The sequence below is a fragment of the Paenarthrobacter aurescens genome (assembly GCF_025421775.1).
GTDB lineage: Bacteria > Actinomycetota > Actinomycetes > Actinomycetales > Micrococcaceae > Arthrobacter > Arthrobacter aurescens_B.
The window spans coordinates 547833-569752 of sequence record NZ_JAOEFX010000003.1; the positions used below are offsets into that span (position 1 = coordinate 547833).

Annotated in this window: 18 protein-coding genes; 15 read left to right on the forward strand and 3 right to left on the reverse strand. The window is 63.1% G+C overall.

The window, feature by feature from the left end:
* Positions 1-53: 53 nt before the first annotated feature.
* Genes N7568_RS08680 through N7568_RS08690 form a run of 3 tightly spaced genes read left to right on the forward strand, consistent with a single transcriptional unit; the run spans position 54 to position 2209 of the window.
* Positions 54-1205, forward strand: coding sequence for a GTP-binding protein (locus tag N7568_RS08680; protein WP_261609440.1), 1152 nt, complete (start codon positions 54-56; stop codon positions 1203-1205).
* Between the two features lie 29 nt (positions 1206-1234).
* Positions 1235-1357, forward strand: coding sequence for a type B 50S ribosomal protein L36 (gene ykgO / locus N7568_RS08685; protein WP_011775528.1), 123 nt, complete (start codon positions 1235-1237; stop codon positions 1355-1357).
* A gap of 39 nt (positions 1358-1396) precedes the next feature.
* On the forward strand, positions 1397-2209 hold the full coding sequence (locus N7568_RS08690) for a shikimate 5-dehydrogenase (protein WP_261609441.1): 813 nt from the start codon (positions 1397-1399) through the stop codon (positions 2207-2209).
* A 12-nt stretch (positions 2210-2221) separates the two neighbouring features.
* Here the strand turns inward: N7568_RS08690 and N7568_RS08695 are convergent, their stop codons facing one another.
* Positions 2222-3457 (reverse strand): class I SAM-dependent methyltransferase, encoded by a 1236-nt coding sequence (locus N7568_RS08695; protein WP_261609442.1) that lies wholly within the window; start codon positions 3455-3457, stop codon positions 2222-2224.
* Between the two features lie 67 nt (positions 3458-3524).
* Between N7568_RS08695 and N7568_RS08700 the strand changes: the two genes are divergently transcribed.
* From N7568_RS08700 to N7568_RS08720, 5 genes are all read left to right on the forward strand, one after another.
* Complete coding sequence (locus N7568_RS08700) at positions 3525-3887, forward strand: hypothetical protein (RefSeq protein ID WP_261609443.1); 363 nt, start codon at positions 3525-3527, stop codon at positions 3885-3887.
* Positions 3888-4079: 192 nt separating this feature from the next.
* Complete coding sequence (groES, locus tag N7568_RS08705; protein ID WP_011775524.1) at positions 4080-4376, forward strand: co-chaperone GroES; 297 nt, start codon at positions 4080-4082, stop codon at positions 4374-4376.
* A gap of 85 nt (positions 4377-4461) precedes the next feature.
* Positions 4462-6075: a chaperonin GroEL gene (groL, locus tag N7568_RS08710; RefSeq protein WP_261609444.1), complete on the forward strand. Its 1614-nt coding sequence runs from the start codon at positions 4462-4464 to the stop codon at positions 6073-6075.
* Between the two features lie 173 nt (positions 6076-6248).
* Entirely contained in the window at positions 6249-7883 is a 1635-nt protein-coding gene (locus N7568_RS08715) for a helix-turn-helix transcriptional regulator (protein ID WP_261609445.1), read from the forward strand.
* Positions 7884-8025: 142 nt separating this feature from the next.
* Entirely contained in the window at positions 8026-9153 is a 1128-nt protein-coding gene (locus N7568_RS08720; RefSeq protein WP_261609446.1) for a flavin-containing monooxygenase, read from the forward strand.
* Here N7568_RS08720 and N7568_RS08725 read toward each other — a convergent pair.
* Positions 9069-10043, reverse strand: coding sequence for a DUF389 domain-containing protein (locus N7568_RS08725; protein ID WP_261609447.1), 975 nt, complete (start codon positions 10041-10043; stop codon positions 9069-9071). The two genes, N7568_RS08720 and N7568_RS08725, sit on opposite strands and share 85 nt — an antisense overlap.
* Before the next feature lie 226 nt (positions 10044-10269).
* Here N7568_RS08725 and N7568_RS08730 point away from each other — a divergent pair, with 226 nt between their 5' ends.
* The 4 genes from N7568_RS08730 (at position 10270) to N7568_RS08745 (ending at position 18152) form a co-directional block, all read left to right on the forward strand.
* Complete coding sequence (locus N7568_RS08730) at positions 10270-12327, forward strand: acyltransferase family protein (RefSeq protein ID WP_261609518.1); 2058 nt, start codon at positions 10270-10272, stop codon at positions 12325-12327.
* On the forward strand, positions 12324-14405 hold the full coding sequence (locus N7568_RS08735; RefSeq protein ID WP_261609448.1) for an acyltransferase family protein: 2082 nt from the start codon (positions 12324-12326) through the stop codon (positions 14403-14405). Before N7568_RS08730 ends, N7568_RS08735 begins: the two co-directional genes overlap by 4 nt.
* Positions 14406-14657: 252 nt before the next feature.
* The gene (gene guaB, locus N7568_RS08740; RefSeq protein ID WP_159733591.1) at positions 14658-16169 is read left to right on the forward strand and encodes an IMP dehydrogenase; all 1512 of its coding nucleotides are present in this window, start codon (positions 14658-14660) and stop codon (positions 16167-16169) included.
* A 105-nt stretch (positions 16170-16274) separates the two neighbouring features.
* The gene (locus tag N7568_RS08745; RefSeq protein WP_261609449.1) at positions 16275-18152 is read left to right on the forward strand and encodes an ABC transporter ATP-binding protein; all 1878 of its coding nucleotides are present in this window, start codon (positions 16275-16277) and stop codon (positions 18150-18152) included.
* A gap of 3 nt (positions 18153-18155) precedes the next feature.
* Here the strand turns inward: N7568_RS08745 and N7568_RS08750 are convergent, their stop codons facing one another.
* A complete protein-coding gene (locus tag N7568_RS08750; protein ID WP_261609450.1) occupies positions 18156-18806 on the reverse strand; it encodes a hypothetical protein in 651 nt (216 codons plus the stop codon).
* 228 nt (positions 18807-19034) lie between these two features.
* Here N7568_RS08750 and N7568_RS08755 point away from each other — a divergent pair, with 228 nt between their 5' ends.
* From N7568_RS08755 to N7568_RS08765, 3 genes are all read left to right on the forward strand, one after another.
* The gene (locus tag N7568_RS08755) at positions 19035-20171 is read left to right on the forward strand and encodes a GuaB3 family IMP dehydrogenase-related protein (protein ID WP_159703872.1); all 1137 of its coding nucleotides are present in this window, start codon (positions 19035-19037) and stop codon (positions 20169-20171) included.
* Positions 20172-20326: 155 nt separating this feature from the next.
* Positions 20327-21199 (forward strand): hypothetical protein, encoded by an 873-nt coding sequence (locus N7568_RS08760; protein WP_261609451.1) that lies wholly within the window; start codon positions 20327-20329, stop codon positions 21197-21199.
* Positions 21200-21248: 49 nt separating this feature from the next.
* Positions 21249-21881, forward strand: a complete 633-nt coding sequence (locus N7568_RS08765; protein WP_261609452.1) for a hypothetical protein — start codon at positions 21249-21251, stop codon at positions 21879-21881.
* Positions 21882-21920: the final 39 nt, after the last annotated feature.

The window sequence follows — 21920 nt, forward strand, 5'->3', positions numbered from 1 at the left end:
CACGAAACAGGCCGACATTTGCTAATGAGAATGCTTCGCATTAGACTCAACCCATGCACCTCACAGTCGTCAGTTCCCTGGACAGCCAATGCCGTGAGGCAGCCACAACACGGCTTGGCAGCACGCACGCCAACTCCGCGGTGGTCCTCCACGACCTCCTGGACGGTTCCCTGGTCCTGCGTCGTGTCTACCGGGACGGTCGGCTTTTCGAACGCGAAACAACGCTCCTTGAGCATGGTTGCCTCAGTTGCACCGTCAGGCTGGACGTCGTCCCGACGGCGGAACGCCTCGCCGCATGCGGCTTCGACCATGTTGTCCTTGGCCTGCCGCCAGGAGTTGCGGCAGGGATGGCCGTCGCGGAGCTTCGCCGTGGCCTCAACCGCCCGGCTGTCATCGACAACGCCGTGCTTGCCTTGGACCCGGTGGACCTGGATGACCATATTTGGGACCGCCACACACTTTTTGAATCCGGATTTACGTCCATGCCACAGGATGAGCGCACCAGCGGCGAGTTCCTGATCGGAGAGTTCGGGCAGGTGGACACTGTGATGGCGGAGCCGGGCTTGGGCGCTGTCTTGGCCGGCGACCCGCGCGAGGGGTCGTCGCCGTGGCTCGTTGGCCTGGAGCTGCTGGGCCAATTGGCGCCACATGCCAACATTATTGGGATGTCTGACAGCTTCCGGCCGGGATGTTTCGACGACGCTGAAGCAGCGGCACGTAACCGGCCCGGCGTCGTGCGTGTGCCTGTCGATGAGACGCCAGGTTCCTTCCGCACGGTCCTTCATAAGGCGGGCCGTCCACTGCATCCGGGACGCTTCCGTGATGCGCTGCCCCAACTTGCCGCGGGGGCGCACTGGATGCGCGGCCGTTTGTGGATCGCTTCGGCGCCCGCTACCCGGATCGCCGTCCAGGGGATAGGGCCCAGGGTCTGGCTCGAAAGTACCGGGAGGTGGCTGGCCGACTCGCCGGAAGCGGCATCTGGCCCGGCGCGCGATGAACAGGCGCGTGTCGACGTCGACTCTGTCCTTGACTGGCACCCACGGCACGGCGACCGTGGGACGGTCCTGGCGCTGACCGGGCACTCCGGGGATATCGATGCCCGGGAAATCCGCGAGCTCCTTGATGGATGCCAGCTCACTGAGGCCGAGATGGAACTGGACTTCGGCGTCTGGGACGACCCCCTGGAACTCAGCGACGCACCCTAAGCCAAACCACCAACAAAAGGAGAAACACCATGAAGGTCAGAAACTCACTGCGGGCGCTGAAGAAGATCCCCGGAGCCCAAATTGTCCGCCGGCGTGGACGCACGTTCGTCATCAACAAGAACAACCCGCGCATGAAGGCGCGGCAAGGTTAACGGCACAGCAGTGCAAAGAGGGCGTTGTTTAATGGGGGAATGCCAATCCTGAACAAAGACATGTCCCTGTGCATTTCGCTCGCGGCCCGGCCCAGCAACATAGGTACCCGGTTCCACAACTATTTGTACGATCTGCTCGGCTTGAACTTTGTCTACAAGGCATTCGCCCCTGCTGACATCACCCTTGCAGTGGCGGGCATCCGCGGCCTCCCCATCCGGGGTGCCGCGGTGTCCATGCCCTACAAGGAGGCCGTGATCCCGCTGGTTGACGTGATGGACCCGTCGGCCAAAGCCATTGATTCCGTGAACACCATCGTGAACAACGACGGCGTCCTCACTGCTTACAACACCGACTACATCGCCATCGCCCGGCTCCTGAAGGACCATCAGGTTCCCAGCGGCCACACGGTGCTGCTTCGTGGCGCCGGTGGCATGGCAAAAGCCGTAGCTGCTGCCCTCCGGGATGCTGGGTTCACTGCCGTCACCATCGTCGCCCGCAACGAAGCCGCCGGCCGTGCGCTGGCGGCTCTCTATGGCTTCGGATGGCAGGCTGACGTTAACGGCTCAACGGCTGATCTCATCATCAACGTCACGCCGCTCGGGATGGCCGGCGCGGATGAGACGGCCCAGTCGTTCGACGACGCCACGATTGCCGCAGCGCAGGTGGTGTTCGACGTCGTGGCGCTCCCATCGGAGACGCCGCTCATTTCGGCTGCACGTGTGGCGGGCAAGCCTGTGATCACGGGTGCGGAGGTCATTGCGATCCAAGCGGAAGAGCAGTTCGTTCTGTACACCGGCGTGCGCCCGACCCCCGAACAGGTCCGCGAAGCGTCCGAATTCTCGCGTCGCTGACCGCGGCACGCCCTATCCCTGGGCAGCCACCGGTTCCACGACAACAGCCACTCTCTCCTCGCCGATCCTGGTGAGGACCAGGGTGGCTGTTTTTGCGTCCTTGCCCTTGCCGGTCTTGGCGGGAAGCAGTTGCTTTCGCAGCTCTTCCGGAGTCACTGCCGTCCCGCGCTTCTTGATGTCCAGTACGGTGACGCCGTTGTCCTTCACCCAGGCTTTAAGGGCCTTGACGTTGTACGGCATCACTTCAAGGACCTTGTAGGCGCGGGCAAACGGAGTGTCGTGCAGTTCCGGAGCGCAGATGTAGGCGATGTGCTCATCCACCAGGTGCCCGCCCAGCCGTTCGGCAACATCGGCCACCAAACCTGCGCGGATCACCGCACCGTCGGGTTCGTACAAGAAGCCTTCAACAGGCCCGACGTCGGCTACCGGGCCGCCGTCGAAATCCTCGCCGCTGGTGATTTCAGCCGCACCTTGGCTGCCGATCACCAGGGCTGCCCGACGCACGCCGGGACGGGCCACTGCGTTGAACCAGAGGGTCACTTCGGTGACATCGCCGGCCACGGACACCCACTGGGCCTCGCAGCCTGTGGGCACGGAATCGTGAGGGATGCCGGGACCCATTTTGACGCCGATGGCACGCCCTGTGGCCGCCAGGCGCTGCACGAAGGACAACGGGGGAGAGAACGCTTCCGGATCCCAAATCCGTTTGGTCCCGGACGTTGACGTGGTGCGGCGGGCGGGATCCAGCCACACGCCGTCGATGCCGTCCAGTTCCACAGCTGTGGCGTCCGAGTGCACCACGGTGGCGTGCGGGAAGGGCATGAGGTTTATGGTGGCGCACGCAGCCGTGGTTTCATCCATTTCCACGGCGGTGACTGCTATGTCCATGGACGCCATCGCCATCGAATCTGCGCCAAGGCCACAGCCAAGGTCTGCCACGTGGGAAATTCCGGCCTTGGCGAAACGCTCGGCATGCCTTGCTGCGACGTTCAAGCGGGTTGCCTGCTCCAAACCGGCCTGGGTGAAGAGCATCTGCCTGGCGAACTCACCGAACTTGGCCTCGGCGCGGGTCCGCAGCCGGGATTGCGTCAGGACAGCGGCCACAAGTTCGGGGGAGTGGCCCGCCTTCCGGAGATCGGCGTTGACGCTGAGGGCGTCAGCCTCCCGGTAGGGCCCCATTGAGGCAAGAAGTTCCCATCCTTCAGTGGTCAGCAAGGGCGCGATGTGTTCCTGCGGTGCGTGGGGCATGGGATCAAGCCTAACGGCGCGGCTGGTGACAGCGTGACTGGCGAATCAGCCCGATAGGGTTGTTTAAATGGAAGATAACGCAGCCACGCAACCCTCGGCCATCACAAAGTTTGCCCGCCCGGCCCTGATAGCGGGTGCCTTGATCGCGGTGGTCTGCATCGGCTTGCTGATCATTATCTTCGCGCTGGATTCCTTCAACGCAGCTACCTATTCCGTCGCTGGAAAGAGCGTCAACGATGCCACCGACGAAGCGCGGGACATCCGTGAGCTCTACAGCGGAGCCCGCACCGGCGGGATTATCACGTTGGTGATCTCCGCCGTCGTGGCTGTCGCCGCCGCCGTAGTGCTGTACCGGAACCGCGGCAATGAACCGTTGGACGAGGATGATGATGGCGAAGACTATGATCTGGACGACCTCACAGGCCGTTGACGGACGTTCACCCGTGACGAAATGCTGGCACTCACCTTGACCGAGTGCTAACCGTTTACATAGAGTCTTGTTAGCACTCTCCCCCGGAGGGTGCTAATCACGCCAAGCGTCTTCCGGCACCGCGACGACGGTTGTACGCTCCGGCACCCTAGTTCTTAGTCCATGAATCAGCTCATGAAAAGGAGAGTCCGAGTGTCGGTCTCGATTAAGCCTCTTGAGGATCGTATTGTTGTTCGCCCGCTCGAAGCAGAGCAGACCACGGCTTCCGGCCTGGTAATTCCGGACTCCGCGCAGGAGAAGCCGCAGGAAGGCGAAGTTGTTGCAATCGGCCCCGGCCGTTTCGATGACAACGGCAACCGCGTACCGGTTGACGTAGCTGTTGGCGACGTCGTCATCTACTCCAAGTACGGTGGAACCGAAGTCAAGACCGGCGGCAACGAGTACCTCGTTCTGTCCGCCCGCGACGTCCTTGCGATCGTCGTAAAGTAACTTCCCGGAGCCCCGCACCGCCGCCGCGTTGGAAATCATTCCGACCGTCAGCGGTGCGGGTTTTCTGTCTTGAAAGGACACAACCATGGCAAAGCAGCTTGCTTTTAACGATGCTGCCCGCCGGTCTCTTGAGGCCGGTATCGACAAGCTCGCCAACACTGTCAAGGTGACGCTTGGCCCGCGCGGCCGCAACGTCGTGCTGGACAAGAAGTGGGGCGCTCCCACGATCACCAACGACGGCGTAACCATCGCCCGCGAAGTTGAGCTTGACGACCCCTACGAGAACCTTGGCGCGCAGCTGGCCAAGGAAGTAGCCACCAAGACCAACGACGTCGCCGGTGACGGTACCACCACGGCAACCGTGCTGGCACAGGCCCTGGTCAAGGAAGGCCTGCGCAACGTTGCTGCCGGCGCCGCTCCGGGCGAAATCAAGCGCGGCATCGAGGTTTCGGTTGAAGCCGTTGCAGCCCGCCTCCTGGAGAACGCCCGCGAAGTCGAAGGCACCCAGGTGGCCAGCGTTGCAGCCATCTCTGCGCAGAGCGACGAGGTTGGCGAACTGCTGGCTGAAGCGTTCGGCAAGGTTGGCAAGGACGGTGTCATCACCATTGAAGAGTCCTCCACCACGCAGACCGAACTGGTTCTCACCGAAGGCATGCAGTTCGACAAGGGCTACCTTTCCCCGTACTTCGTCACCGACGCAGAGCGCCAGGAAGCCGTCCTCGAAGACGCGCTCATCCTGATCAACCAGGGCAAGATCTCCTCACTGCAGGACTTCCTGCCGCTGCTGGAGAAGGCCCTGCAGGCCAACAAGCCGCTGTTCATCATTGCCGAAGACATCGAAGGCGAAGCCCTGTCCACGCTGATCGTCAACCGCATCCGCGGCACGCTCAACGTCGTAGCCGTCAAGGCACCGGGCTTCGGCGACCGCCGCAAGGCCATGCTCCAGGACATCGCCACGCTCACGGGCGCACAGGTTGTCTCCCCGGATCTCGGCCTGACCCTGGACACCGTCGGCCTTGAGGTCCTCGGTACCGCGCGCCGCATCACGGTCACCAAGGACAACACCACCATCGTTGATGGCGCAGGCTCCGCCCAGGACGTCGCCGACCGCGTTGCCCAGCTTCGTGCTGAGCTCACCCGGACGGACTCTGACTGGGACAAGGAAAAGCTGCAGGAACGTCTGGCCAAGCTGGCTGGCGGCATCGGCGTGATCAAGGTTGGCGCAGCCACCGAGGTCGAGCTGAAGGAAAAGAAGCACCGCATCGAGGACGCTGTTTCCTCCACGCGTGCAGCCCTCGAAGAAGGCATCGTTTCCGGTGGCGGTTCCGCGCTCATCCACGCCCTCAAGGCACTGGACGAGTCCCCGGCCGTCAAGGCGCTGGAGGGTGACGCAGCAGCTGCTGTTGGCATCGTCCGCCGCGCTCTGGTCCAGCCCCTGCGCTGGATCGCCCAGAACGCCGGCTTCGACGGCTTCGTCGTGGTCGCCAAGGTTTCCGAGCTGGAGGCCAACCACGGCTTCAACGCCAAGTCCGGCGAGTACGAGGACCTGATCGCCGCTGGCGTGATCGACCCCGTCAAGGTCACCCGTTCGGCACTCCGCAACGCTGCTTCAATTGCTGCCCTGGTTCTCACCACCGAGACCCTGGTTGCCGAGAAGCCGGCTGAGGATGAAGACGCACACGCAGGCCACAGCCACTAGCAGCCTGTTCAAGGAACCCCGGTCACAATGTGACCGGGGTTTTTTGTTCGCCCGCTGCCGGTCTCTGAACGGGTCCGACGCGCCTATTGTAGGCGTACGACGGCGGCGGTAACCTGACGCTAAACGCTGCGGCTTGGGCACAAACCGGGCCGCCACCACCCGCAGGGTGAGCCATGACAGCTCCGGACACAGACTTGGACCTGGGACGCTCAGCATTCCATGAGCGCCGTTGGAGCGATGCGCTTGATTGCCTCGCCCGCGCTGATTCCGAGGGCGGCCTCCCTCCCCAGGATATTGAGTTGGCTGCTTCAGTAGCGATGTTGCTTGGTTTGAACGCGAGGAGCATCGAGTACCTTTCAAGAGCGCACGACGAATTCCTGACCATGGGGGACACGGACAGCGCGGCCCGCTGTGCCGCATGGCTGGTCATGTTCCTCGTGGACATGGGTGAGCACGCCCTCGGTAATGGCTGGTTATCCCGTGCCAAGCACCTGCTCGAAGGCATGGACGGGCCGTGTGCAGCGGAAGGGTACCTCCTCATTCCTGCTGCGTTGGGCTCGCTTCGTGCCGGCAATCCCGGGGCAGGCCATGAAATGTTCAGCAGAGCGTTGGCGCTGGGCCTCTCCTTCCATGACAACGACCTCAAAGCACTGGGACAATTGGGCGTAGGCACCTCACGCGTTTCCCTTGGCCGCATGGAGGAGGGACTTCTGTTCCTTGACGAAGTGATGGTTTCGGTCACCGCAGGCGAGGTTTCCCCGATACCTTCGGGGATCATCTACTGTGCGGTCCTGGGTAGTTGCCGTGTATCGCACGATGTTCGGCGTGCCCACGAATGGACGTCGGCGCTGGAACGTTGGTGCGGGGAACGCCCGGACATGGTGATGTTCAGCGGACAATGCCAGGCCTACCGCGCTGAGCTGCTTATTCTGCATGGTGCGTGGGACGAAGCGCTCTCCGTAGCACGTGCCGCCGAAGGGAGGGTCAGGAAGGGTGATCCTGATGCGACGTTTGGTTCCTGGTACCAGCAAGGAGAAGTCCTCCGCTTGCAAGGATTCCTGGATGAAGCGGCAAGGGCCTATGCCACAGCGGCCGAAACAGGTTTCGAACCGGTACCCGGCATCGCATTCCTTCAGTTGGCACAGCACAAGGAGCCCCAGGCCCAGGCCACCATGCGCCGGGCGTTGGCTGGAGCAGACACTGCCAATCGCCGGCGCCTGCTCCCTGCCGCCGTCGAGATAGAACTCGCTCTCGGAGACGTTGCCGCGGCCCGAGCCGCTTCAGAGGAACTGTCCAAGCCGCTGGTCGGGGAAAGCAGGCCCCTGGAGCTGGCGCTCGCTTCGCATGCAGCGGCGCAGGTAGCGCTTGCAGAGGACGACGCCACGGCTGGCCTCCGTGAATCCAGAAAAGCCTGGCGGCTCTGGTACAGCCTTGAGGCCCCGTATCAGGCCGCCTGTTGCAGGGTGCTCGCCGGCCGTGCTTGCGCAATGCTGGGAGACGCGGACTCAGCAGCCATGGAGTTCGAAGCAGCCAAGGCCGAATTCGCGGATCTGGGCGCAACGCCGGCTGTGGCGCAGGTCCTGGAACTCGCCGGGGGAAAGCCCAAAGGACCTTCTTCGCTGACGGGCAGGGAAGTTGAAGTCCTTCGGCTGGTGGCCGGTGGACATTCGAACCGGACCATCGCCCGGGAGCTGTACCTCAGCGAGAAGACCGTGGCCAGGCACATGAGCAACATCCTTTCCAAGCTCGCTGTGCCGTCCAGGGCGGCGGCCACCAGCTACGCCTTCGAGCACGGCCTGATTCACTGAATTCCCTTCATCGTGTGGGTAGAAATACCCATGCCCCCTGACCTGGAATGCGCAATTCGGCCGACGCGGTGGCGGAGGCCGCAGCAATATCTTGGCTGTATCAGGTCCCATTGCGGCACCGCACCAGAAAGGGAAAACAGCCATGGAATCACATCAGCACACCGAGATGGACACCGTGATCGTGGGAGGTGGACAGGCCGGCTTGGCGCTTGGCTACTGGTTGTCCCGGGAAGGCAGGGACTTCGTCATCCTGGATGGGAATGGCCGGCCGGGGGACGCCTGGCGGAAGCGGTGGGACTCGCTGCGTCTGTTCACGCCTGCCAAGTATGACGGGCTTCCGGGCTTTCCGTTCCCCGGTGACCGCCTGGCCTTCCCCACCAAGGACCAACTGGCCGACTATCTGGAGGACTACGTGGTCCGCTTCGACCTCCCCTTCGTTCCAAGCGCCTACGTGGAGGAAATCAGTCCCGACGGTGAGGGTTTCGCAGTGCGGTCAGGGGACCGCATCTGGCACACCCGCAACGTGGTGATTGCCACCGGCGGACACCGCATTCCGAAGCGGCCATCCTTCGCGGGGGACCTGGATCAAGCGATTGTCCAGATGCATTCACAGGACTACAAGAACCCTGGTCAACTGCGGGACGGAACCGTGCTGGTGGTCGGCCTCGGAAACTCCGGGGCGGAGATCGCGCTGGAGGTTGGACGGTCGCATGACACTGTGCTTTCCGGGAAGCCCAATGGCGAGATGCCAATGCGGCACGGCCGGACAGCGGCACGTTTTGCCCTGCCTGTGGTCAGGTTCCTGGGGGTCCATGTCCTCACGCTCAACACGCCTGTAGGGCGAAAAGCCGCACCGGGCTTCAAGGCCATGGCTGCACCCCTGATCCGGACAAAGACCAAGGATCTGGCTGCCATCGGAGTTCAGCCCGGCCCCAGGTTGGCGGGGGTTTCAGACGGGTTGCCGGTCCTGGATGATGGGACCCGGGTGGAGGCCGCCAACGTTATCTGGTGCACCGGGTATCACGAGGATTACTCGTGGGTGAAACTGCCGGTCTTCGACGAGCAAGGTGAGCCGAAGCAGACCAGGGGAGTGGCAAACGACCTTCCCGGCGTGTACTTCCTGGGCCAGGAATTCCTCTTCGCGGCCGCCTCGGCAACGCTTCCCGGAGTCTGCCGGGACGCCCGCTACCTGGCCCGCCGGTTGGCCACAGTGCGTCCGGTGCCGGACGGCCGGCGGGATAAGGAGACCCGCTTGCCGATGAGCCGGTAGAACAGCAACACGGCAGCCGCAGCTGACACAATGCCAACCAGGTTCAGTGCCAACTGCATGGCTGATCCTGCCGCTTTGCTGTATTCACCCAGCACCAGGGCGACGGCAACGTAGCCCGCAGCCGGAACGGTGGTGACGGAAATGAAGACACCCACCAACGCCGAGGACCGGTGGCTGATCATGGACAACATTCCCGCCGCGCCCGCAAGTGCGGCAACGATCAGGGAGTAGGGTCCCGGGTGGTAGATGAACTCGACGGCGGAACCCCGTTCCAGCGTGTCGTCGGGAAACAGCCCCAAGGGCACTGAAAGCCAGGCGGCAATTGCAGTGACCAGCATGGCAAGAGGGAAGCCAACTCCGAGGGCGAGGAACGAAGCGCGCACCAAGCGCCACTTCCGTTCCACCAGTCCCACGGCCAACGCGGCCAAGGGGCCGAACTCAGGACCCACCACCATGGCCCCCACAATTGCGATGGTGGAATCGGTCACAATGCCGATTGCGGCCAACTGCGTTGCAATGACCAGAAAGGCCAGGAAGCTCCACGTGAGTTTCGAGTCTTCCCCGGTTTGCCGGGAGACCTCGTCCCAGATGACGGAGTCCGCGGACTCCCCGGGGGCTGAAGCCTCGGCTGCGTCAGCACGGGTGGACAAGACCAGGTCCGGGGATGAGACGGAGATCGAACCGAGCTCGGGAACTTTGAGGGCATGCAGCCGTTCGATGAGTTCTTCCGTGGATTCCCGGGCAATTTGGACGGTGATCACGTCGCCGGGAGGCACCACGGACGCGCCTCTGTGGACGGCCACTTCGGCAGCACCGGTTTGTCCGCTGCAACAATCGAGGACGGCATCGGACAACTCCCCGGGGACACAGAGGCGCAGTTGCACGATCATGGATTTCCTTCCTTCCGCCCGGCTCCAGCGTAGTTCCGCCCAGCACGCTTTTCGGTGATTCGGACACAGGCCACGCACAGGCAGGGCAGGGAAAATGCATAGCTGGACCTGAGCTAATTGAGCCTCGGAAGCCGGTCCAAAAGGCTGCCCCGACTGGGTTGGAGCCGCCAATCCGCGTATGATTGATGCTTTGTGCCACAGCTTTGAGGAACTGCCGAACGTGACTATGCCAACGATCCCAGCCCCTGCCCGCCCCGGCAGGCGGGCTTCCGGACCCGTTGCAAAGTCTAAGTTCCGCCCTGAAATCCAAGGCCTTCGGTCCCTCGCCGTCCTCATGGTGGTGAGTTACCACATCTGGATCGGACGGGTTTCCGGCGGCGTGGATGTCTTCCTTCTCATCTCCGCATTCCTCATGACGCTGCAGTTCACCGGACGCTACAAGCAGGGCCGCCCCATGGACCTCTTGCGGCACTGGCTGCACCTGTTCCGGCGGCTGCTTCCCGCCGTCGTCGTTGTTCTCCTGGGCACGCTCGCGGCAACCTTCGCTTTCCTGCCTCCCACCCGGTGGGTTGAGGTGGTGCACCAGGCGTGGGCCGCACTGTTCTACTTCGAAAACTGGCTCCTGCAAGGCCTGGCCGTTAACTACTACGCAACGGACCACAGCCTCGCCAGTCCTCTGCAGCACTTCTGGTCCCTGTCCATCCAAGGCCAGGTCTTCATCATGTGGCCCGTCATTTTCGCGACGGTGGCGCTTCTATGCCGCCGCTTCGGCCTGAGGTACCGGGCAACGCTCGCGTACGTCTTTGCGATCATCTTCGTCGTCTCCCTTGCGTACTCAGTGATCTTCACGGCCAACAACCAGGCCGTGGCATACTTCGACACGTTCGCACGGCTGTGGGAGTTCGCGCTCGGAACCTTGCTGGCACTGATCCTCCCGGGCTTGAACTTCGCAAAGCCCGTGCGCGTGGTCATGGGCTGGATCGGCGTGGTTGCCATGCTGACGTGTGGGATCCTGCTGCAGGTCCAGACCGCGTTCCCCGGGTTCGTCGCGCTGTGGCCAACCCTCGCTGCCGTTTTCGTTATTGCCGCCGGCCAGACCGGTAGCCGCTTCGGAGTGGACCGGATCCTGAGCTCAAAATTCCTGGTCCGCCTTGGCGACAACTCCTACGCGCTCTACCTTTGGCACTGGCCCATTTTGGTGATCGCCTTGGCATGGAGCGGCAAGGACCACGCAGGCTGGCTTTCGGGAACGGCGATCATCGCAGCGTCCCTCGCCCTGGCCTTCCTGACCACCAAGTACGTGGAGAAGCCCTTCCGGGAATGGAAATGGCCCGAGGTTAAGCGGCGCCGTTCGGCCATCGCCATCGCCGCCTGCCTCGCTGTGGCTTGCGCGCCGCTGCTCGGCTTCCAGTACAAGCAGGACCTTGACCTCGAAGCGGCGCAGGCCCAGGCGTTCAAGGACAACCCCGGCGCCCACGCACTGCTCCCCGGATATGTGGACCTGGTCAGCGACGACGCGAAGACATTGCCCACAGCGGAGCAGCTCCCGGAGGACTGGGCAACGCTCGCGGGGCCGTGCGAGGGTGAGTCGAAACCGGACGAAAAGATGCTGCAGGAGAAATGCCAGCAGAACGGCATCGGGGACGATGCCGTCAAGGAGATCCTGGTCTTGGGCGACTCGCACTCGCAGCAATGGTTGGCCGCACTCGGCCCCCTTGCCGAGGCGGAACACTGGAAGGTAACTGCCCTGCTGCTGGGCGGATGCCATTTCATGCCAGAGAACCCGGACGCTGAGGACGGATGCAACGACTTCAACGCGGCGGCGTTCAAGTACGCCGCGGCCAAGGCGCCGGACGCCGTCTTTATGGTGGGAACCATGGCGTCGCCGTCGTCGCCGGACGAGCAGCTGGTGTACGGCTTTGAGCAGACCGTGACCAACTTCAATGACCTGGGCATTCAGGTGGTGGCCATCCGTGACAACCCGCGGTACGACTACAACGTCACCGAATGTGCTTTATCCAAGGGCGTGGACAGCACCGACTGCAAGTCCGACCAGCCTGACGTGCTCGCTGCAGAAAGCCCATTCGCGGCCGTGCAGGGGAACTTTGGCAACGCCGCGTTCCTGGACATGACCGACCTCCTGTGCGATGGCGTCACCTGCCCGAGCGTGGTTGGCAATATGTTCGTCTATCTGGATGACAACCACCTGTCCAGGACGTATGTGACCAGCATGGGCGAGATGTTTGAAGAAAGGTGGTTTGCCGCGACGGGGTGGCAGCGATGATGGACACACAAGCTACCGCAACGGCAACTGCCGGGGAACAACGCACGACGTCGAAACCCGGCTTCCGTCCGGAGGTCCAAGGACTGCGCGCCTTGGCTGTGCTGATGGTGGCGGCCTACCATATTTGGCTTGGCCGGGTTTCCGGCGGAGTTGATGTCTTCCTGCTCATCTCAGCTTTCCTGCTGACCCTGTCATTCACGCGCAAACTTGAGAGCCGCAAGCCGTTGAGGCTCCTACGGCATTGGCTGCACGTGTTCAAGCGGCTGCTGCCCGCCGTCGTCGTTGTCCTGTTGGGGGTGCTGACCGCCACCTGGGCCTTCATTCCGCAGAGCCGCTGGCCGGATGTCCTCGCTGAGGCGTGGGCGTCGCTGCTGTACCGGCAGAACTGGCAGTTGGCTGACACTGCCGTGGACTACTACGCCCAGGACCATTCCGGGGCGAGCCCGCTCCAGCACTTCTGGTCGTTGTCCGTCCAGGGCCAGGTATTCATCCTGTGGCCGCTGATCTTCGCAGCCGTGGCGTTGCTGCAGCCGCAGTTGGCCAAACTGTTCCCGCACCGGAAGGCCGTGGCCCACCGGCCGCTGCTGTTCATGGTTTTCGGAGCGGTCTTCGTGGCCTCGCTCATTTACTCCATCGAGCAAACCAGCAGCAACCAGGCATACGCGTACTTCGATACCCGCACCCGCCTCTGGGAGTTCGCGCTGGGTTCCTTGCTCGCACTGGCCTTGCCGTACCTCAAGCCGGGACGCCGGCTTCGCGTCTTCCTGGGCTGGGCGGGCATCACGGCGATGCTTGCCTGTGGACTTGTCCTGACCGTGGACCGTTCCTTCCCGGGATTCATCGCACTGTGGCCCACCCTCGCCGCCGCAGCGGTCATTGTTGCCGGGCAGAGCACCAGCCGTTTCGGTGCCGACCGTTTCCTGGGTTCGCGGCCAATGGTCCTTGTGGGTGACAACTCGTATGCCCTTTACCTCTGGCATTGGCCGGTGCTGGTGTTCTTCCTCCTGATCACGGGGACCACCACGCCCAACCTCCTTCAAGGCCTGGGAATCATGGCCGTCTCCATGCTGCTGGCCGTGGGCACCACACGGTATGTGGAACTTCCCATGCGCCGCTGGGAGTGGCCGGATGTGCGGTCCTGGCGTGCCGCCGTCGTGATTGCCTCCTGCGGTGCGCTGCTGGCACTGCCGGTCACCGCCTGGCAGGGAGCCATTGCGGCCGAAGGTGCGGCCATCGCGGATCAACCCAGGGAACTGACCCCGGGAGCGGCCGCACTGTCCCCGGAGTTCATTGGGGAACCCACCCAGGAAGCCATGATCATCCCCGCGCCAGCTGCGATGAAGGATGAGTGGGCAGACATCGATGGGCTGTGCACGGGGGACAACGTTCCCACAGACCCGTTGCTGGAGGGTTGCTTGCAGAACGATGAACCGGAGGAAGTCACCAAGGAGATCGTGGTGCTCGGCGACTCGCACGCCCAGCAATACATGGCGGCCCTTGGGCCGATTGCCAAGCAACACGGGTGGGAAGTGGTGACCCTGCTGAAGGGCAGTTGCCGCTTCGGCGCAGAGTCCCCTGAGCGCACCGACGAATGCAACGAGTTCAACAAGGCGAGTGCTGCCTACGTCATGGAACACAAGCCTGACGCCGTGTTCACCGTTGCTTCGCTGACGCACGCTACTGAGCCGTTCGAGACGGAAGTGCCCGGCTACCTTGAGGGCATCCAGCCGTTTACGGATGCCGGGATTGATGTGGTGGGCGTCCGTGACAACCCCCGGTTCAGTATCAACATGCCCGAATGCGTGCAGAAGAAGGGCCCTGATTCGCCGGACTGCAATGCTCCACTGGAGGAGTCGCTGGCCGCGTCCTCGCCTTTGGACGACTACGTGGGCAAGGTGGATCGGCTCTACCTGATGGACATGAGCGACTTCATCTGCGAGCAGGGTTCTTGTCCGGCCGTGGTGGGCAACGTCTACGTCTACAAGGATGACAACCACCTCACCAAGACGTATGTGCAGAGCATGATCCCCATGTTCGAGGAGCGGCTCCTGGCGGCCACCGGGTGGTCCGGTGCTTAGGACCGCTGCAGCGGGCTCCGCAAACATACGACGGCGGCCTGCCGCCAGTGCTGTTGCTCACACTGAGGCGTCGCGGAATATGGCGATTGGCGCAGAGGTTCTACTATTTATTCAATACCCGGCAGCACTTTCTCCCATGCAGTACCCATGCCGCAGTACGAATGCACAGGCCAGTCCCGTAATGACGGGCTGGTCATCAGTTGCAACCCCTACCAGTTAGCCCCCCAGAATCCAGGTAAGAGGCGCACACTCATGACCCAGCCCGAACACGATCCCTTTGGCTTTGTTGGCCTGACGTACGACGACGTCCTGTTGCTGCCCGGCCACACGGACGTCATTCCGTCCGAGGCGGACACGTCCTCCCGCATTTCCAAGCGCATCTCTGTGCAGACCCCTCTGCTTTCGGCAGCGATGGATACGGTGACCGAGTCCCGCATGGCCATCGCCATGGCCCGGCAGGGTGGCCTGGGTGTGGTTCACCGCAACCTGTCCATCGACGACCAAGCCGAGCATGTTGACCGCGTCAAGCGCAGCGAATCGGGCATGATCACCAACCCGCTGACCATTGGCCCGCAGGCCACGCTGCAGGAACTGGACGAACTGTGTTCCCGCTACCGCGTCTCCGGCCTTCCCGTCGTGGACACTGACGGACGCCTGTTGGGCATCGTCACCAACCGCGACACCCGCTTCATCCCGGAATCGGAATTCCCGCTGCGCAGCGTCAGCGATGCCATGACCAAGATGCCCCTCATCACCGGGCACGTGGGCATCAGCCGCGAGGAAGCCTCGCATAAGCTGGCCACCAACAAGATCGAGAAGCTTCCCTTGGTTGACGAGCAGGGCCGCCTTAAGGGCCTCATCACCACCAAGGACTTCACCAAGGCAGAGCAGTACCCGCTGGCCACCAAGGATGACGAGGGCCGCCTGCGCGTCGGCGCTGCCATCGGCTTCTTCGGCGACGGCTGGGAGCGCGCCATGAAGCTTATCGACGCCGGCGTGGATGCCCTGTTTGTGGACACTGCAAACGGCCACTCACAAGGCGTGCTGGACATGATCCGCCGCCTGAAGTCGGATCCGATTGCTGCCCACGTGGACATCATCGGTGGGCAGGCTGCAACCCGTGAAGGCGCTCAGGCCCTGATCGACGCCGGCGCTGACGGCATCAAGGTGGGCGTTGGCCCTGGCTCCATCTGCACCACACGCGTTGTTGCCGGTGTTGGTGTTCCGCAGATCACCGCCATTTACGAATCCGCGAAGGCCGCCATCCCGGCGGGCGTTCCGCTGATCGCCGACGGCGGACTGCAGTACTCGGGCGACATCGGCAAGGCGCTGGTCGCCGGTGCAGACACCGTCATGCTCGGCTCCCTGCTGGCCGGCTGTGAAGAATCCCCGGGTGAGCTCATTTTCGTCAACGGAAAGCAGTTCAAGAGCTACCGCGGCATGGGTTCCCTCGGCGCCATGCAGTCCCGCGGTAAGAACACGTCCTACTCGAAGGACCGCTACTTCCAGGCAGACGTCTCCGGTGATGACAAGCTCATCCCCGAAGGCATCGAAGGCCGCGTGGCCTTCCGAGGCCCGTTGGCTTCGGTCGCTTACCAGTTGGTGGGCGGACTCCGTCAGACCATGTTCTACACGGGCGCACCTACAATTCCGGAGCTCAAGGCACGCGGCAAGTTCGTTCGCATCACGCCTGCCGGACTGAAGGAATCGCACCCCCACGACATCCAGATGACCGTGGAAGCCCCCAACTACGGCTCGCGCTAAAGTGTCGACTGTTCCCCGTGGAAGTATCCGCGGGGAACAGTTCTTTAACGGGCCGGCTGTTGACGGGCAAGCGGAATTGTCGGCCCATGAGAATAGGCTGGGGTCATGTCTGAAAAGCCCGCGCAACCGCGGCACCCGGAGTCGGTCCGACTGAACAACACGCCGCCCCGCAAGCTGGCGCTGCGTCCTTACGCACGCGCCGTCGGGCAGGTCCTGAAAGTTAGTTTCAAGGCCTCGCCCGTCGCGGTGGTCATGAAGGTGCTTGGCTCGTTGATCTCCGCCACGCTCCCGTTGGTCACCACCTACTTCGCCGCCCTGACCACCACAGCCTTGGCAGCCGGTTACGCGGGTGATCCCAACGCCGGTCCCCAAGCCATCCTGTACGTCATCATCACTGCTGCGCTGGGGTTGTTCTGGGGTGCCTTCAGCAGTGTTGACCGCTACATCCAACAGCTCATGAGCTTCAAGGTGGGCGCGATCGTAGGGGACATGATGTACCAGCGATTCCTGGCGCTGGAGTTTTGGCGTTACGACGACAAAGAGACAGTGGACCTTTACGACCGCGCAAAGCGGTTCTCGGACTCCTACGCCCGCGTGCTGGACAGGATTGCCGCAATCTTTACCCAACTGGTCTCCGTGATCCTCGCCATCGGTGCGCTGGTCCTGGTCAGTTGGTGGATCGCCGTCATCGTCCTGGTGGCCATCGTGCCCAGTGTGTATCTGCAGTTCAAACTGTCGCGTGAGCAGATCGCGCACTGGAACACACAAGTGGATTCGCGCCGGCAACGCCGGATGATCGAACAGAACCTGCTTCGTCCGCAGCACATCGCGGAGATGCGGCTCTACGGCATCGTTGGATACCTGATGGACCTGCGATCACGCCTGCGCGACGCAGACGAGAAGCGACGCCTGGATTTCCAGAAGCGGTATATTCCCAAACAGCTGGCTGCGGACTCCCTGCAGTATGGTGCCGAGGTGGTTTCCCTGATCTGGGTGGTCGGGCAGATCATCGCCAGGGCCCAGCCGGTGGGTCAGTTCCTCTACGTACAGCAGATCGTGAGCCGGGCACTTTCCACGGCCAACAATCTTGTCTCTTCCTTGAGTTCCATCGACGAGGACCTCGCCAACCTCAAGGATTATGAGCTGTTCATGGCCTTGCCTGTTCCCAGCGGCAACGAAAAACCCCTGACCATTTCGCCCTCCACCGTGGAGCTCCGCGACATCCGCTTCAGCTATACCGGAAGCGACATCGAGGTCATCAAGGGCATTTCGATGACCATCACGGCGGGCCAGCACATTGCGATCGTCGGTGAGAACGGCGCGGGAAAGTCCACACTGATCCGTATCCTTGCGGGGCTGTACCGGCCTGACTCCGGCCATGTACTGCTCGACGGCGTGGATCTTGCCGGGATTGATGTCACCAGTTGGCACCGGCACCTGGCAGTACTCAGCCAGGAGTTCCTGAAGTACGAGTTCGCCACAGCTGCGGAGAACATCTACCTCGGCGATGTGGACCAACCCCGCGACGACGACCGGATCCGTCGCGCAGCTTCGGACGCGGAGGCCATGGAGTTCATCAACAAGCTGCCCAACGGCTTGGAAAACCATGTCAGCAACTGGATGGAGGACCCCCGCGGACGCAAGGGGAGTGGCCTGTCCGGCGGGCAATGGCAGCGACTGGCCATGGCGCGCAACTTCTATCGTGACGCCTCGTTCATGGTCATGGACGAGCCCACCTCAGCCATTGACGCACTGGCCGAGCACCGCATTTTCACCCGGCTGTTCGCCGACCGAAGCAGCACCATCATCGCTATCAGCCACCGCCTGGCCACCATCGAGAAGGCTGACATCGTGTACATGCTGGAGGACGGCCGGATCGCGGAGCAGGGGACCCACAAGGAACTGGTGGCGTTGAGGGGCCGCTACTTCCGGATGTTCGAATCACAGCTCTCGGTGGACGAGACCAGGCAGAACACCCCCTGAGGCTTAGAGCGGGCCGTATCCTGCGTTGCCGTAGGGATCACGCCACGTGACGAGGTCCTGCTCCAGCAGCGCCCGGAAATGGGGATCAGTTGCAGCCTTGCGGCGAAGCGACTCCCTCGAACGGCTCGCGATGGTGGCCGGGACGATGATCCCAACCACGAGGAGGCCCACCATGAAGGCAAGAACCGTAGCCAGCGTCAGCAGCGCGGCAGGATCCTGCCAGGTGGACGGTTTGGCCGTGAAAGCGAACAGTCCCGTGAAGACGACCAGGACGAACGCCACGAAGGAGAGCGCCCCGCGCAGGCTCCCAGGACCACGATTGACCAGTGCCCGGTCTGTCCGCGGCAACCGGTTCCGAACCCGCGCGAAGGATATTCCGCACAGTGCGGCGAGGGCTGCGCCGGGAATGCCGAGGGCAGGAAGCGCTACGGGTGTGCCGAGCCGAACAGCCAGGACTACACCCAGGAGGACAAGGAACCCGCCGAGTCCGATTCCGGCAGCCCACGCGCCCATGTAAGCTCCTCGGGCGCTGGCGAGCTCACGCAGGCGGGAACGCGCATTCGTCGGGGTGATGGCCGAGAGCTCCGGGGAAAGCCAGTAATCCAGGGGGCGGGCAGAGCGGGAAAGCGGAGTGGGACCGGTCTGGTAGCTCACCCGGGGTACTCCTCCAGCGCTATGCGAGCAATGAGCTCATGGTTGGTGATGGCCGACGCCTGGCGTTCTTCGTTCTGGGTGGTCATTACTGCCTTCTCCTCAGCGGTTCTGTGTCCAGTTTAGGAAGTGGCGTGATCAGGTAAGCCATCCCGGCGACCATTGGCACAGTTTGTGAAGTGTTTATTTGTCGAATCGGGGTTCTGGGAGGGGTCCAGTAAAGTAAGAGCCGTGACTTATGAGATTGAGATTGGCCGTGGCAAGCGTGGGCGTCGTGCCTACTCCCTGGATGACATCGCGATCGTCCCGAACCGCCGGACGCGTGACCCGAAGGACGTCTCTGTCTCCTGGCAGATCGACGCCTACAAGTTCGACACCCCCGTAATTGCTGCCCCGATGGACTCCGTGATGTCCCCCGATACCGCAATTGCCTTTGGCCGGCTTGGTGGCCTCGGGGTTCTGGACCTTGAAGGTCTCTGGACCCGCTATGAGGATCCGCAGAAGGTGCTTGACGAGATCGCCGCCCTGGCCGATGAGACCAGCAGCCCGGCCGTCACCCGCCGTATGCAGGATCTTTACCAGGCTCCCGTCCAGCCCGAACTGATCAGCTCCCGCCTCGCTGAGATCCGTGCCGCAGGCGTCACCGTTGCTGGGTCCCTGACCCCGCAGCGCACCCAGGAGCACTACAAGACCGTGGTGGCGGCCGGCGTCGACATCTTTGTCATCCGCGGCACCACCGTCTCCGCTGAGCACGTCTCCAAGAACCACGAACCCTTGAACCTCAAGCAGTTCATCTATGAACTGGACGTCCCCGTGATCGTTGGCGGAGCGGCCGGCTACACGCCCGCGCTCCACCTCATGCGTACAGGTGCTGCCGGTGTCCTGGTCGGCTTTGGCGGCGGCGCCACCACCACCACCCGCCGCGCACTGGGCATCCACTCGCCCATGGCATCGGCCATCTCCGACGTCGCTGCGGCACGACGCGACTACATGGATGAGTCCGGTGGCCGCTACGTTCACGTCATCGCCGACGGCGGCATGGGAAGCTCGGGCGACATCGTCAAGGCCATTGCGATGGGTGCCGACGCCGTCATGCTCGGCAGCGCGTTGGCACGCGCCGAGGAAGCGCCGGGCCGCGGCTGGCACTGGGGCCCGGAAGCGCACCACCTCGAGTCGCCCCGTGGCGACCGCGTCAACGTTGGAACTGTCGGTCCGCTGGAAGAAGTCCTCTTCGGACCCGGCCACCACACCGATGGCACCTCCAACCTCATCGGTGCGTTGCGCCGTTCCATGGCTACCACCGGCTACTCGGACCTCAAGGAGTTCCAGCGGGTTGACGTCGTCGTCTCGCCGTACGCAGGCAACTGACAGCACAGCCCGTTAGGAAACCCCTATCGCTCCGACGTGGTCGGAACGATAGGGGTTTCCTGTATCCCGGGGAGTACTCCCCATCGCGGCTCTCCGCCGATCCCAGTAGTCTGGCGGCCGAAGAACTTTTGCTGGCAGAGACGTGGGGGTAGGGAATGGCACCGGGCATTTTTGGGGCAGATGTTGCCCAGCTAAGGTCATTGTCCAAAGTGATGGGGGCCTCGGGAAACTCCTTGTCCAGCCTGGAGCTCAATATCAACGGCATCGTCGCGTCCACTGCCTGGAAGGGTGCCGACGGCGAGCGTTTCCGCTCCGAATGGTCCGGGAAGATGCGGCCCATGCTGCACAAGGCCAGCGAATCGCTCCGTACCCAGGCGAAGTCGCTCCTTGCCCAGGCAGATGAGCAGGAACAGGCAAGCCAGGGTTCCGGCGGAACGTCGCAGGGTTCCGGTTCCGGGGCGGGGTCCGGACCAGGGACCACGCCGTTTTCGCCGGTGGTGGAGGCCAACGGCAACACCGGCTACCAAGGGCTGAACTTCGCCGCTTCCGGTGGGGGCTTCATCGCCGATGTCCTCCTCAACAAGATGGCCAAGGCAAATCTCCTGGTACGCCAGCCGTGGAGCCTTCTTGGTGCCCAATTCGGACAGATGCCCGGAGTTGGGTACCTCAAAGGCACACAACTCCTGAACGGCCTCTCCATGGTGGGCCGCGCAGCGGGTGTCCTGAGCGTCATCGGGGGTGTGGCGCAGTTTGCTGATGGCTACATGCGCGGCGACGGCTACGCCATGGCCGACGGAGGTATCACCACTGTTCTGGCGGCCGGAAGCTTCGTGCCCGTCGTGGGACCCTTCTTTGCCGGTGCCAGCCTCGCATGGGCGGGAATGGGCCTCCTTGCGAAGGGGCTCGGCTACGGGTCCACCTCCGAAATGGTGGTCGACGGCGCCAAGGCCGTCGCCGGTGCCGTGGAGGATGGTGCCAAAGCTGTGGCCGATGGGGCGAAGAAGGTGTGGGGTTGGCTGGGCGGTTGACCCGATTTCCTGAGATAGCGTGGAACCAGCAAACCAACATGAGGACGGCATGACAGAAACAGCAAACCTGGAAACCCTGCGGCTGACGGACCACGAGCTTCTGGCGCTGCTGGCCATGCGGCCAACCAGCGGCTCCGAGAAGACCCGTGAACTGTTCCGGCTGTCCGGGGTCGCGGACAAAGACGTGCTGGAGCAGGCCGGGATCACCACTTTGCTGGTGCGTGGCCTGGCAGAAGTCGATGGTGAGGACATTGTCCCCGTTGACAGGGGTGCCATAGTGGCCGCTGTCGTTTCCAGTGCGGATGAATGGTTGGAAATGGCCTTGGTCACTCCCAACAGCGACCATGTGCTGTTTACCGCCGGCTCGGACCAGGGGTCCGTTCTCCTCAACCTCAGCCGCTACGGTGTCCACGAGGTTCAGCCGATTGATTCACGCTCTGGAATGCTGCCCCTCGGAATCGAGATTGCCCGCCACTACCTGGTGGATGGTCCGGACGGGCTGCCCGCCGCGGCCATGATCAAGCACCACCGGGCTGAGGGGTCGCCGCTCACGGCCCACCTCAAAGCGGGTGCCGACGGTAGCTGGACTCTTGCCACCGGGGACGAAGACAACCCGCCCCACCGTCCAGTCCCGGCAGGCGAGGCTTTCGGCGAATTCGCGGCGGCCCTGACCTTCGCATGAGCCAGCAGTTCCCCTCACCTGGACAAGGGCCACAGCAGG